Origin of the sequence: Prevotella sp. ICM33 (assembly GCF_000517825.1) — a bacterium.
Lineage (GTDB): Bacteria > Bacteroidota > Bacteroidia > Bacteroidales > Bacteroidaceae > Prevotella > Prevotella melaninogenica.
In genome coordinates, this window is record NZ_JACD01000078.1 from 1 (window position 1) to 12,258 (window position 12,258).

Below are 12,258 nucleotides of genomic sequence, written 5' to 3' on the forward strand. Positions count from 1 at the left end.
TATCTGGATTCTTCCAATTATTCCTTTTCTCCAACTCCTTGAAATAAGATTCTTCTTTTGATGAATACTTTGGCTGGTTATTAGGTTTAGGTCTACGCGGCAAAACCCACAGAATATAACGTGTGCAAGTGCCCACAGAGATGAGAATACAGGTCCACATTACAATCTGAAGGATAATTCTCTTCCTTTTTTTTGTTTTTCTTTCCTTTTCCATTTTTAATATATGTCTATGTTTTTATTAACTACAACAGTATTGTCTATCTTATGCCAGATAATATTTCCACCAGCGATTATGTATTCTGTTTTCCCTTTTAGTTTTCGAGGGATTACTTTTAATCGTTTAAGCCTCTTAAGGATATTAAATATTTGAACATTGATAGTAGATCCATGTACTGTTTCAAACTTTGTGTTAAAGCTAATATACAATCCATATCTGTTTACCCCCTGTATTCTGTGATCGCCTACAATGGGATCTATGTGAAACTTTCGTTTAGGTTTTTTGATTGTAGATGGGTGAATTGGGCTTATATAGGAAAGTAGATATTCTTCTTCTTCAATATATCCTGCAGTTATCTGATAGCAGGGATAGTTTCCTTCAACAGTAAACTCGTCACCTTCATCTGCAGATAACATGACAGACTCACCAACTTTGTAACCTTTCTCTATAAGTGCCTTTGCCATGCCTGCAGCATATGCAGCCCCCTCACTATGAGAAATAAAATAAATCTTTTCGTTTCCCACTCCTTTTGTTATTTCTGCAATATTTTGCATTGCATATTGATATCCTTTTATTTTCCTGTCATTTCCGCTCTGATCACCACCCAAAAGAGAGCTTCCATCAGCATAGAAAGGCTTACCTTGGTAGTTTTTATCTCCAAAATATGCTTGAGCTGTTTCAATAAAGGCATCAAATGCACCCATGTAGCTAAGGAAATAATCCCAATATTCACGCTGATTCTTTCCTGGTGACATGTTAACAAGGTTCAACAATCTATTCCAATGCCCATTGACCAAAATTAGTTTAGGTCTGCCTGTTACTTTCAACTTCACACTTCCTACTGCTTGTGGTGATGTAATTTTAATTATATCCATTTTTTCATCCTTTTTTTTGTTACTTATGCCCATTCTTTTTATATAACAAACTAATTCTTTTGAGTACTAAATTTATCACCTTCGATAATCACCCGTCAAAAATTCCTGTTGTAGAAAAGCGTATGAATAGCCAGGACTTTGATAATATAATCCTGTAGACTGGTCCTGAATACGGTTGTAAGTGTCAGAGTTATAGAGCATATCAATAGCTTCGGACATAGTATAATGTCTGTCTTTCATCAATAAGGCTATAAGTTCTGCACATATATCCTCTTTCATCATATCAATCTGTTCGTTGGTCAGTTCTATGGTTTTATTAGTTTGGATTTGATATTTTAGTGTACCACCATTCCTCTCACAGATGATAGTTATGTCATGAATAGCATCTTCGAAGGATTGTGTGTGTAGGACATCGTAAAAGGACATCAAGTAGTCTATTCCCTTAAAACGCTTAAGGTAATTGTATGCCTGTCGCTGACCAAGATTAAATTTCTTGGCAAACTCTGCTATTAAAGCAATGATGTAGCGTATTTGATTTGTTTCCTCTCTTGACATACTTTGCTTCTTATATTTACGACAAAGTTAAGAATTATTTTTTGATACATTCCTCTCCGTATGCAAAAAGTCTCATAAGTTGTTATTGGAATGTGGGTTAATTGGCTTGGTTGATAAGGTTCACCACTACCTTTACCATTATATCCTTTTCCTCTGTTTTGCTCTCAGCAATCATTAGGGTGAGGGCAACGAGGGTGTTGTCAGCAATTCTTTTGGTGCCATCGGGACGATAGAGGATAGCATTGTTGTTCATAAACCATAGGAAGAGGGTGGCTGCAATGCGCTTGTTGCCATCGCTGAACGAGTGGTTCTTGGTGACAAGATAGAGAAGCATAGCTGCTTTCTCCTCCACACTCGGATAAAGTTCTGTGCCATCAAAGGTTTGATAGATTTGTCCGATAGAACTTTTGAAGGACTCATCCTTTTCATTACCAAAGAGTACAGAACCACCAAACTTCTGTCGAAGCATATCTATCTCGTGCATAGCATTCTCGTATGTGGCATGGAAAGGTTCTTCTTTGGTAGTCTTGGCGATATGTAATCGCTGGTAATCATAGTTATCAAGTGTGTCGAGTGCGTAGGTGTAGTCTACCACAACATCAAAGAGCACATTGCTTTCGTCCGTTGTCTTTGCAGGTTGTTGCTGGATGGCTCTGCCTAATACTTGTATGAGTTGGCGCAGTTCTGCAATCTGATGTTTGCGAATGTTCTCATTGATAGCATAGCCTTTGACAAGATATTGCTTAAGAACAGAGTTTGCCCATTGGCGGAAACGAGTAGCATTCTTACTATTCACACGGTAGCCTACAGAAAGGATAGCATCTAAGTTATAATATTTCGTATTGTAGCTTTGTCTACCATCATTACCCATGTGTTCCAAAATGGAACATGTGCTTTCTTCGGTTAATTCCTCTGAAGCATAAATATTCTTTAGGTGCTTTGTTATGGCTGGTCTTTTTGTACCAAATAGTTCAGCTATTTGTTTCTGTGTTAGCCATACTGTTTCGTGTTCCAACTTCACATCAAGTTGGGTCTTACCATCTTCACTTTGATAGATGATAATTTTGTCGTTTAGGTTTTCAGTCATGTTGTTTAGGTTTATAGTTGTTAGTCGATAGGCGAGGGATGGTTTAATCCCTCGTCAGTTTACGACTCATATAACGTACGGGATACCACACAGAAAGCCAGCCAACAAGGATAACTGTGAGGAAGATTGTGATGATATCTTCGGGATGAACGCTAATAGGATAGGCATTGACAACAAAGTTTCCTGCTTGATCACCGAGCTGTACAAGACCGTATGTCTGCTGTAACCAGCAAAGTAATAAGCCAAGTGCAATACCGATAACAGCACCAGCAGCGGAAATCATTCTACCTTCAAAGAGGAAGATACGACGTATCTGACTATCTGTTGCACCGAGATTACGCAGAGTGATGACGTCATTCTTCTTGTCAATGATGAGCATAGAGAGCGAACCAATGATGTTAAAGCACGCCACCATAAGGATAAACGTGAGGAAGATATAGGCAAAGAGCTTCTCTATACGCATGATATTAAACGTGTCAGCTTGCTGCTCATAGCGATCTAATACCTTATATTTCTCACCGAGAAGGGTTTGTATTTCGTCCTTTGCCTTGTCAATGTCGATACCCGGTTTCATGCGTAACTCAAGAGAAGTCATTTCTCCCTGTCGGTTGAAGATACGGCGTGCGAACTCAAGGGAGGTGATAATATATCCCTTGTCATACTTCATCTGCTTTACTTGGAAGAGTACTCCCGGAGATATCAATGAGTCTTTTACAAAGGCATTTGTTGGATCAGAAGCATCATACTGTCCTTCACGCTGGGGCGCATAGATGTGTAAGTAGTCTGGCCATGCAACCCCAGTACCGAGGTCTTGTGCCAATCTAATACCGAGAACCCCATATTGCAGATTGGCTGTATGAAGTCTAAAGTCACCCTCACCATATAGGATATTACTGATATGTGTCAGCGAGTCGAAGTTATCCTCCACACCCTTCACATTGACCATAGCTTGTTTGTCATGATAGACTGCCAATGCTTGGTCCTCTACGCATTCTGTAGCCACCTCTACTGAAGGCAGTTTTTTAACCTTTAAAAGTAAAGGGTCGTTAGCCGACATAGCCTTACCCTTTGCTGCTTCAATCTTAATTTGTGGATCGAAGTTGGTGAAGAAGGATGCTACAAGGTCTGAGAATCCATTAAATCCGCTCAATACAACGACCAATGCCATTGTTGCCACAGACACTCCAAGTACGGAGATGAGGCTGATAACGTTAATAGCATGTGTACTCTTCTTTGAGAAGAGGTAACGGCGGGCAATGTAAAAAGGGAAGTTCATGATGGGTGTTGGGTGTTGGGTGTTGGGGAGAAAGGGTGTTGGGTGATGAATGTTGGGTGATGAGGGATAGGGTGTTGGGTGTTGATGGCGTGTAGGACGTTAATACACTTTGTAGAAATCATTAACACCCAACATTCAACACCCAACATTCAACCCCCACCTCCTACTTCTTTAGTAACTCATCAATGCGCTCCAAGTAATCGAGGGAGTCGTCAATGAAGAAGCGTAGCTCTGGGATGATACGCAGCTGATTATGCACACGCTGACCTAAGTCATAGCGGATAGTCTTCTCATTAGCATTGATGTTTTTCAGTATTTCGTCTCCCTTTTCAGATGGGAAAATACTGAGGTAGGCGGTACAGATACTGAGGTCTGGACTCACCTTTACACGTGTTACACTAACCAAAACACCATGCATCATACGTGTCTGTGTCTGGAAAATACTTGCTAACTCCTTCTGAAGGAGACGTGATATGCGGTTTTGTCTTGTCTCTTGCATTGTCTTATCTATTTATTGTTTTATCCTGCAAAGGTACTGAAAGTTTGAAAAACCCACAAACTTTTATGCTGGGTGTTGGATAATGGGTGATAGTTGTTGGGTGTTGGTTGGTGATGAAATGTTATGGTTGGTGATAGTTGTTAGATGTTGGCTGGTGATGAAATGCGGATGTTTGGGGATGGAAGTTGGGCTTTGTATGTTTGGTATTGAGGCTCCGCACATGTTGTGCGAACGCCCCGCACGTGTGGTGCGGATGGTAAGCACCAGTGGTGTTGAGGGCTAAACAAATTGCTGTCGGTTATGAGAGCAAATGCAACGAATGGGTTATACAATCGTTAAAGTTATCCCTTTGCGGTAATTACTCCCCTCCCTATGGGGGAGGGGCAGGGGGAGGGGCCAGCTATGTGTAGCTTTTATTTTTTCCTAATCAGCGTTAACCCATCGCGTAGTGGGAGAATAACCTTTTCGATTCGGTCGTCTTTAGCAATAAAGTCATTGAAACGGCGGATGCCAATCGTTTGTTGGTCGTGGTCATAGGCAGGATCAATGACGTGCCAGTCCCACAGTGTGTTGTCAGCGAGGATATAGCCACCAGGTCGGATGATGGGCAACAACTTCTCATATACTTCTGTATAATTGCGCTTGTCACCATCGACGAAAGCCATATCAAATAGAATCCCCAACTGTGGAGCCTCTTCTGCAGCGTCACCGATACGGAAGTCAATCTTGTCGGCAACAGGCGATCCTTCAATCCATGGACGGGTGAAATCTTCCATCTCGTCATTGATTTCAAAGGTATAGAGCTTGCCCCCTTCCTCTAATCCTTCAGCCATACAGATAGCCGAATAGCCACTGAAAGTACCCACTTCAAGAATATTCTTAGGACGTATCATCTGTACAAGCATCTTTAAGAGACGACCTTGTAGGTGTCCGCTTGCCATACGTCCATGAATTGTATGGATATTTGTGGCACGATAAAGACGGTAAAGATAATCGCCTTCTGGGTCGATATGCGAGGCAAGATAGGCATCGCAGCCCGCCTCATCGGTGAGGGAAGTATAGGTATTGGTTGTTGGCATGGGTGATGATAGTGATGATGAGTGTTGAAAGGTTATAGGAGTGACAAAGCCTCTATAGCCAATCTGTAGCTGTTAAGACCAAAGCCTTGGATCGTACCCATGCAGGCAGGGGCAATCATTGAGTGTCGACGGAAGTCCTCACGGTCGTTAACATTACTGATATGCACCTCAATCACTGGCGTTTGTAGAGAGCGGATGCAATCTAAAAGCGCAATACTTGTATGCGTATAAGCCCCAGCATTGAGGATAATGCCATCATATGAGAAGCCTGTCTCCTGTAGCTTGTTGATGAGTTCGCCCTCGATATTACTTTGGTAATAGTCAATGGTACAGTTAGGATAGCTTTCACGCAGTTGTGAAAGGAAGGTTTCCATAGACATACTACCGTATATTTCAGGTTCACGCATCCCTAACAGGTTCAAGTTGGGACCATTAATAATGATTACTTTCATATCTCTTTCTTCTCAAATATCGTTTTTTGATGTATCTTTGCATATAAATTGCAGTATGCAAAAATAAGAAATTAAATGGAAACAGACAAGAATTCAAAGGATATTGTCAGCCGTTACCGTCGTTATCTGAAATTAGAAAAAGGCTACTCGGTGAATACGTTGGATGCTTATATGCGTGATGTAGATAAGCTCTTTCGCTATCTTGCTGTGGAACAGGTTGATGTGTTGGATGTGAAGTTAGAAGATTTAGAACACTTTGCAGCCTTTATCTCCGACCTTGGCATTGGTCCTCGCTCTTTGGCACGCATTCTCAGTGGGGTGCGCCAGTTCTATCGTTTCCTCGTTATTGATGGTTATTTGGAAGTAGACCCGACTGAGTTGTTAGAGTCGCCAAAGCAACCTGACCACTTACCAGAGGTTCTTTCCACGGCAGAAGTAGACCTCTTAGAGCAGGCAATAGACCTGTCAAAGTGGGAAGGGCACCGCAATCGTGCCATTATCGAAGTCTTGTTCTCTTGTGGACTGCGTGTGTCGGAGCTCACCAACCTAAAACTTTCCAACCTATATATCGAAGAACAGTATATCCGAGTGATGGGTAAAGGTTCGAAGGAACGCTTGGTTCCAATCTCACCACGTGCCTTAGACGAACTAAACTATTGGTTTGCCGATCGTAATGTGATGAAAATCAAACCCGGAGAGGAGGATTATGTCTTTCTTAATCGTCGTGGACAGCACCTTACGCGTACGATGATTCTTATCATGATTAAGCGATATGCGGTTGAAGCTGGTATCAAGAAAACAATTTCTCCACATACCCTTCGCCACTCCTTTGCCACCTCCTTGCTCGAAGGCGGTGCCGACTTGCGTGCTATTCAGGCAATGTTGGGACACGAAAGTATCGGAACAACAGAGATTTATACGCATATCGACACCTCTACACTACGACAGGAAATTCTTGAACATCACCCTCGTAATATCCAGTATAACGAGCGTCAGCAGATGGATTTGTTGACAGAATAATCTTTATTGATACTTTGTTAAGATATAAAAAATAAAAAAATCGGATTACGTAACAGATTTTTATGTATCTTTGCGCCATAAAACTAATATTAAAATTACAAACAACGTTTAAGATGAAAATCAAACATTTATTCTTAATCGTCTTACTTTTTGTCACTGGTATGGTCTCTGCACAGCAGATGGGACCTATCCCTGTGAATAAGAATGTAAGACAAGGTAAGCTTAGCAATGGCTTAACTTACTACATCCTTCACAATGAATGGCCAGAGCGTGTAGCCAATTTTTACATTGCACAGCGTGTTGGTTCTATTCAAGAGAACGACAACCAGCGTGGTTTGGCTCACTTCCTTGAGCACATGGCATTCAATGGTTCAGAGCATTTCCCTGATTCTACGCTCCTCGAATTCACCCGTTCACTCGGTGTTGAGTTCGGTAGTAACTTGAATGCTTACACCAGTATCGACCAGACTGTCTATCGTATCTGCGACGTGCCAACAACTCGTCAGACAGCACTCGACTCTTGTCTGTTGATTCTTAAAGACTGGTCAAACGGCTTGACACTTGCTGACAAGGAGATTGATAAGGAGCGTGGCGTTATTCATCAGGAGTGGCAGTTGCGCCGTACACCGGTGATGCGAATCTATGATGACGTTTTGCCTAAGTTCTATCCTAACTCAAAGTATGGTCATCGCATGCCAATCGGTTTGATGAGCATTGTTGACAAGTTCCCTTATCAGGACCTCCGCGATTATTATAAGAAGTGGTATCGTCCAGATAATCAGTGTATCATCGTTGTTGGTGATATTGATGTAGACCACACTGAGAATGAGATTAAGAAGCTTTGGGCTAACGCTACTGTTCCTGCAAATGCTGCACAGGTTGTAGAAGAGGCTGTGCCAGACACCAAGGACGCTATCTACGTGTTTGGTAAGGATAAGGAGATGCCTTACAGTCAGGTTGGTTTCAGTATGAAGCATGACGCCTTCCCTGACGCACAGAAGGGCGATATGTACTACTATGTAGACTCTTACGCAAAGAATATCATCACAATGATGCTCAATCAGCGACTCGCTGAATTAGCACAGAAAGCCGACTGTCCTTTCACAGGTGCTTATTCAGAGGATGGCGATTACATGCTTTCAAAACCAAAGGCAGCCTTCAGTATGGCTGCTGATGCTAAGGAAGGCAAGGACCTTCAAGCACTTGCTGCTATCTATCGTGAGGCACAGCGCGTTCGTCTTTATGGCTTTACAGCAGGCGAATACGACCGTATGAAGGCTGAATACCTCTCTCAGTTGGAGTCTGCTTACGTTAATCGTAACAAGGTAAAGAACGCTCAGTATGGTGATGAACTTCGTGATCACTATCTTGCTAACGAACCAATCCCAAGCAAGGAGGATGATTATCAGATTATGAAGCAGTTGGTTGAGATGCCTGCATTGAACGTTGACGTTATCAATAAGTATGCACAGGAACTCATCACGGATAAGGATAGTAACTTCGTAGCTTATATCTTTGCACAGGAGAAGGCTGGTGCTACTTACCCAACAGAGGCTCAGATGGCACAGACAATCAATGCTGTACGTGCTGAAAAGATTGAACCATACGTTGACAACGTAAAGCAGGAGCCTCTACTCGATGAGAAGAAACTCCCTAAGGCTGGTAAGATTGTCAGCGAGAAGGAGAATAAAGTACTTGGTTATAAGGAGTTGACACTGAGCAATGGCGCACGTGTTATTCTGAAGAAGACCGACTTCAAGGACAATGAAATTCAGTTCCAAGCTTCTGCGAAGGGCGGTAAGGGTCTCTATGGTAAGGCTGACTTCAGCAACTTACAACTCTTTGATGCTGTCCTCGGTTACAGCGGTTTGGGTAATTTCTCACGTCAGGAATTACAGAAGGCACTCTCTGGTAAGCAGGCTTCTGTGGGCTGCAGCATGTCAAGCTACTATCAGTCATTAGCTGGTTCATGTGTTCCAAAGGACATTGAGACGATGATGCAGTTGCTTTACCTCAACTTTACCAATATTGCAAAGGATGAGGCTTCATACAAAGCAATGATGGCACAAATGGAGTTAGCGCTCAAGAACAAGGATCTCTCACCTGAGAGTGTGTTCGGTGATTCGATCAGCAACACTATCTATGGTCATGAAGCGCGCTTTGCCCCAATGACATTGAATACATTGAAGAATGTAAGTTACGATCGTATCTTGCAGATTTGGAAGGAGCGTTTTGCTAATCCTGGTCAGTTTGTTTACTACTTCGTAGGTAACTTTGATGAGGCTACACTCCGCCCATTGATTGAGAAGTACATTGCATGTCTGCCTAAGGGCAAGGCTGAAAACTGGAAGGAAGTTCCAAGTTATGTAGCAGGTCAGGCGGTAAATAAGTTCACTCGCAAGTCTGAAACACCAAAGGCGATTGCCTTTGAGATGTGGCATGCGCCAATGGCTTACACTCTTGAGAATGATATTCTTACCAGTGCTGCGGGTCAGGTGCTCTCTATGGTTTACTTGAAGAGTATTCGTGAGGATGCGAGTGCAGCTTACTCTGTAAGCGCAGGTGGTAAGTTACGCCGTCTTGGCAACAAGCCAGTAGCACTTATTCAGGCTTATTGTCCAATGGACCCAGCGAAGTCTGATGTTGCATTGAAGCTTCTTGCTGAGGGTATGAAGGAAAATACAATGAAGATGGATGCCGATAAGGTGCAGAAGGTGAAGGACTTCATGCTTAAGGATGCAGAACTTTCTGCTAAGACTAACGGCTATTGGATGGGTATTCTCGATGATTATATCTGGTCAGGTGTAGACTTCCATACCAACTATAAGAAGACTGTTGAGGCAATCACCCCAGCTAAGCTTGCTGCTCACTTGAAGCAGATCTTGGCAGCAGGTAACCATGCAGAGGTGGTAATGACACCAGCAAAATAATACGTATTCTATGTTTGAAAAAGGACTCTCATGGGTCCTTTTTCATTTAACAAACTACCAACAGCGAATTATTTTCATGAAAATAAATATTTATTGTCGTGAAAATAAATCTTTCTCTTCATGTAATTAAATATTTTTCTTCATGAAAAGAATTTGTAGGAGATAGCTTTTTATCATTTAAAAGAAAGAGAGTCCATTTGTCATTTCTGGCAAATGGGCTCTCTTTCTTTGGTCGATAAAATGCTTGTAGAACCTGTCGATTTTACGATGTCTACTTTTTATGCACACGGAACTATCATATTCCTTTGTATTCATATACTTCATTAGCATAGATAGAGAGTCATCAGTCTTTATTGTCGGCAATCATATACGAACAGTATTTATTGAGTAAATCATTCAATAACAAATCACCTTTCTGATAACGGTCAGCGTCAAGCTTTGTAACTCTTTCGCGTATAGGCTTCTTAGTCTTAAATAAAGCATGAAGATATGGTACGCCATTTTCCTCTGTTATGTTCACATCCGTGAAGAATTGGGTTAAATCTTCTTTGTCATAAACGATGGAATAGCTTGGTCGTTTTGCGCCAGGTATACTTTCTACAAGGATATTCTTGTCAACCAGATCTTGGATGTCACGAATGGCAGTGTCCTTCGAACATTTTGCTAACGTTGCCCATGTCTTTGATGTTATCTTTGCCTCATAGCCGTCAAGAAATAGATTTAGCATTTGTGTTTGTCGTTCTGTCATAGGCACAGCTGATGCTTTCTGCCAGAAGAAGCTCTTGTTTAAGATTGTTGTGACGGTGGCACCAGCTTCGTCAAGTGCATCCACCAATTTCTGCATATACCACACTAACCACTCCGTAACGTCGCCATCTCCACGCTGCATACGTTCGAGAATGTCATAGTAGTGCTTCTTATCCTTGTTTATCTGTGATGAAATATTGTAGAAACGGAACCTACTTTTCTCGCCACGTGCCAAGAGCATATCTGAAAGAATACGTGCTAATCGTCCGTTTCCATCCTCAAATGGATGAATGCTTACAAACCAGAAATGAGCAATGGCGGAACGTATGACACTACTTACAGGTTCTTCTTTATTAAACCATCTGAGGAACTTTTGCATTTCTTCTTCAATACGGTCTGGAGAAGGAGCAATATAGTGAATTTTCTCGCGTCCAAATATTCCACTGACTATATGCTCCTCGTTCGTTCGATACTGTCCAATCTCTATCTGGCTACCTTCACTGTAGCCAGAAGGGAAGAATGCAGCTTGCCAAGCATATAATCTTTCTTTTGTGAGAATCATATCATAATGCTGTACAGCTTCGAGCATTACGTTGACAACAGAGTCAACATAGTGAGATGGTGCAGTCTGTTTTACGTTCTCAATCCCAAGTTTTCTTGCTATGGAAGAACGGACCTGATCCACATTGAGGCGGATGCCTTCAACTTCTGAAGAATACACTATATCATAAGTAAGGTTCTCTGCCATAGCATGTATCTTGCTGTCAAAGCCCAGTGAAGCCAATCTCCCGTAAAGCAAACCCTGTTTACGGAATACCTCTTCTTGGAGTAGTTCCACCTTTGAAGTGTCCCAACGGAAGTCAGTCCAATTGTCTCTTTCGTGTATATACATCATCCTTTTATATCATTTATGCGACAATTTGCGTCTTATATCGTCGCAAATTATGCGACAAAAATACTTAAATAATGCCGAAACTCCAAATAATTTCTCAAATAACGCATATTTTGCGACGTTCTTGGAGAGTAAATGTAGGATAGCTATATCGTCATCCTCCATCATTTAACACCTAATATCTGCTGTTCATTACCACCCAATATTTGGCTTTTCCGTTAAATATGTAGATTGTTAATAGAATGAGATTAATCCACATACATGATAAGCTTACCTCCAATTAGATGGTTTTATAAAGGGGGATAAACTATATGATAAATGCAATAAGGTGCGATGTCTATTTGTCATCTACAACCTGCTTATTCCCTTGTTAAATTATGTTTGTAAATTATTTTCGTACAACTCAAACCCAATACATGCTCTTTTGGCTTCTAAAAGACGCCCTTTTGGGTTGCAAAAGATGCCCTTTAAGGGTCTTACTAACGCCCTTTTGAAGTCCAATTAAGCACCTTTTATTTTGTTATTTGGTAACTAATTGATACTCTGTTGATTGCAAACCTGCTTCTTATGTGTTTTTTTGCCGTTAGTTATAGATGTTTTCTTTGAAATTATGTAATGATTTTTCAAAT

9 protein-coding genes and 2 pseudogenes are annotated in these 12,258 nt (G+C 41.5%); 2 read left to right on the forward strand and 9 right to left on the reverse strand.

Annotated elements, in window-relative coordinates; all coding sequences use genetic code 11:
* The 8 genes and pseudogenes from HMPREF1505_RS13570 to aroQ all read right to left on the reverse strand — a co-directional run.
* A pseudogene (locus tag HMPREF1505_RS13570) lies at positions 1-214 on the reverse strand (hypothetical protein); the annotation flags it as partial.
* Positions 215-216: 2 nt separating this feature from the next.
* A complete protein-coding gene (locus HMPREF1505_RS09960; RefSeq protein WP_231480388.1) occupies positions 217-1,125 on the reverse strand; it encodes a hypothetical protein in 909 nt (302 codons plus the stop codon).
* A 300-nt stretch (positions 1,126-1,425) separates the two neighbouring features.
* Positions 1,426-1,647 (reverse strand): annotated as a pseudogene (locus HMPREF1505_RS09970) (DUF3791 domain-containing protein); the annotation flags it as partial.
* A 97-nt stretch (positions 1,648-1,744) separates the two neighbouring features.
* Positions 1,745-2,734 carry a virulence protein RhuM/Fic/DOC family protein gene (rhuM, locus tag HMPREF1505_RS09975; protein ID WP_036925034.1) on the reverse strand — a complete coding sequence of 330 codons (990 nt, stop codon included), beginning with the start codon at positions 2,732-2,734 and terminating at the stop codon, positions 1,745-1,747.
* Positions 2,735-2,777: 43 nt separating this feature from the next.
* Positions 2,778-4,010: an FtsX-like permease family protein gene (locus HMPREF1505_RS09980; RefSeq protein WP_036925037.1), complete on the reverse strand. Its 1,233-nt coding sequence runs from the start codon at positions 4,008-4,010 to the stop codon at positions 2,778-2,780.
* Positions 4,011-4,173: 163 nt separating this feature from the next.
* Positions 4,174-4,509, reverse strand: coding sequence for a 30S ribosome-binding factor RbfA (gene rbfA, locus HMPREF1505_RS09985; RefSeq protein WP_004361056.1), 336 nt, complete (start codon positions 4,507-4,509; stop codon positions 4,174-4,176).
* A 413-nt stretch (positions 4,510-4,922) separates the two neighbouring features.
* Positions 4,923-5,588: an O-methyltransferase gene (locus HMPREF1505_RS09995; protein ID WP_036925042.1), complete on the reverse strand. Its 666-nt coding sequence runs from the start codon at positions 5,586-5,588 to the stop codon at positions 4,923-4,925.
* Positions 5,589-5,620: 32 nt separating this feature from the next.
* Positions 5,621-6,040, reverse strand: a complete 420-nt coding sequence (aroQ, locus tag HMPREF1505_RS10000) for a type II 3-dehydroquinate dehydratase (RefSeq protein ID WP_036925044.1) — start codon at positions 6,038-6,040, stop codon at positions 5,621-5,623.
* 75 nt (positions 6,041-6,115) lie between these two features.
* Between aroQ and xerA the strand changes: the two genes are divergently transcribed.
* Both xerA and HMPREF1505_RS10010 read left to right on the forward strand, forming a co-directional pair.
* The gene (gene xerA / locus HMPREF1505_RS10005) at positions 6,116-7,060 is read left to right on the forward strand and encodes a site-specific tyrosine recombinase/integron integrase (RefSeq protein WP_036925046.1); all 945 of its coding nucleotides are present in this window, start codon (positions 6,116-6,118) and stop codon (positions 7,058-7,060) included.
* A 113-nt stretch (positions 7,061-7,173) separates the two neighbouring features.
* Positions 7,174-9,990: a pitrilysin family protein gene (locus tag HMPREF1505_RS10010; protein WP_036925047.1), complete on the forward strand. Its 2,817-nt coding sequence runs from the start codon at positions 7,174-7,176 to the stop codon at positions 9,988-9,990.
* 343 nt (positions 9,991-10,333) lie between these two features.
* On the opposite strand, the gene HMPREF1505_RS10015 is transcribed toward HMPREF1505_RS10010, so the two are convergent.
* A complete protein-coding gene (locus HMPREF1505_RS10015; protein ID WP_036925048.1) occupies positions 10,334-11,629 on the reverse strand; it encodes a Fic family protein in 1,296 nt (431 codons plus the stop codon).
* Positions 11,630-12,258 lie beyond the last annotated feature (629 nt).

Coding starts and splice junctions, on each gene's coding strand:
- HMPREF1505_RS09960 (WP_231480388.1), bottom strand. CDS start 1,125: ATGGGCATAAGTAACAAAAAAAAGGATGAAAAAATGGATATAATTAAA.
- rhuM (WP_036925034.1), bottom strand. CDS start 2,734: ATGACTGAAAACCTAAACGACAAAATTATCATCTATCAAAGTGAAGAT.
- HMPREF1505_RS09980 (WP_036925037.1), bottom strand. CDS start 4,010: ATGAACTTCCCTTTTTACATTGCCCGCCGTTACCTCTTCTCAAAGAAG.
- rbfA (WP_004361056.1), bottom strand. CDS start 4,509: ATGCAAGAGACAAGACAAAACCGCATATCACGTCTCCTTCAGAAGGAG.
- HMPREF1505_RS09995 (WP_036925042.1), bottom strand. CDS start 5,588: ATGCCAACAACCAATACCTATACTTCCCTCACCGATGAGGCGGGCTGC.
- aroQ (WP_036925044.1), bottom strand. CDS start 6,040: ATGAAAGTAATCATTATTAATGGTCCCAACTTGAACCTGTTAGGGATG.
- xerA (WP_036925046.1), top strand. CDS start 6,116: ATGGAAACAGACAAGAATTCAAAGGATATTGTCAGCCGTTACCGTCGT.
- HMPREF1505_RS10010 (WP_036925047.1), top strand. CDS start 7,174: ATGAAAATCAAACATTTATTCTTAATCGTCTTACTTTTTGTCACTGGT.
- HMPREF1505_RS10015 (WP_036925048.1), bottom strand. CDS start 11,629: ATGTATATACACGAAAGAGACAATTGGACTGACTTCCGTTGGGACACT.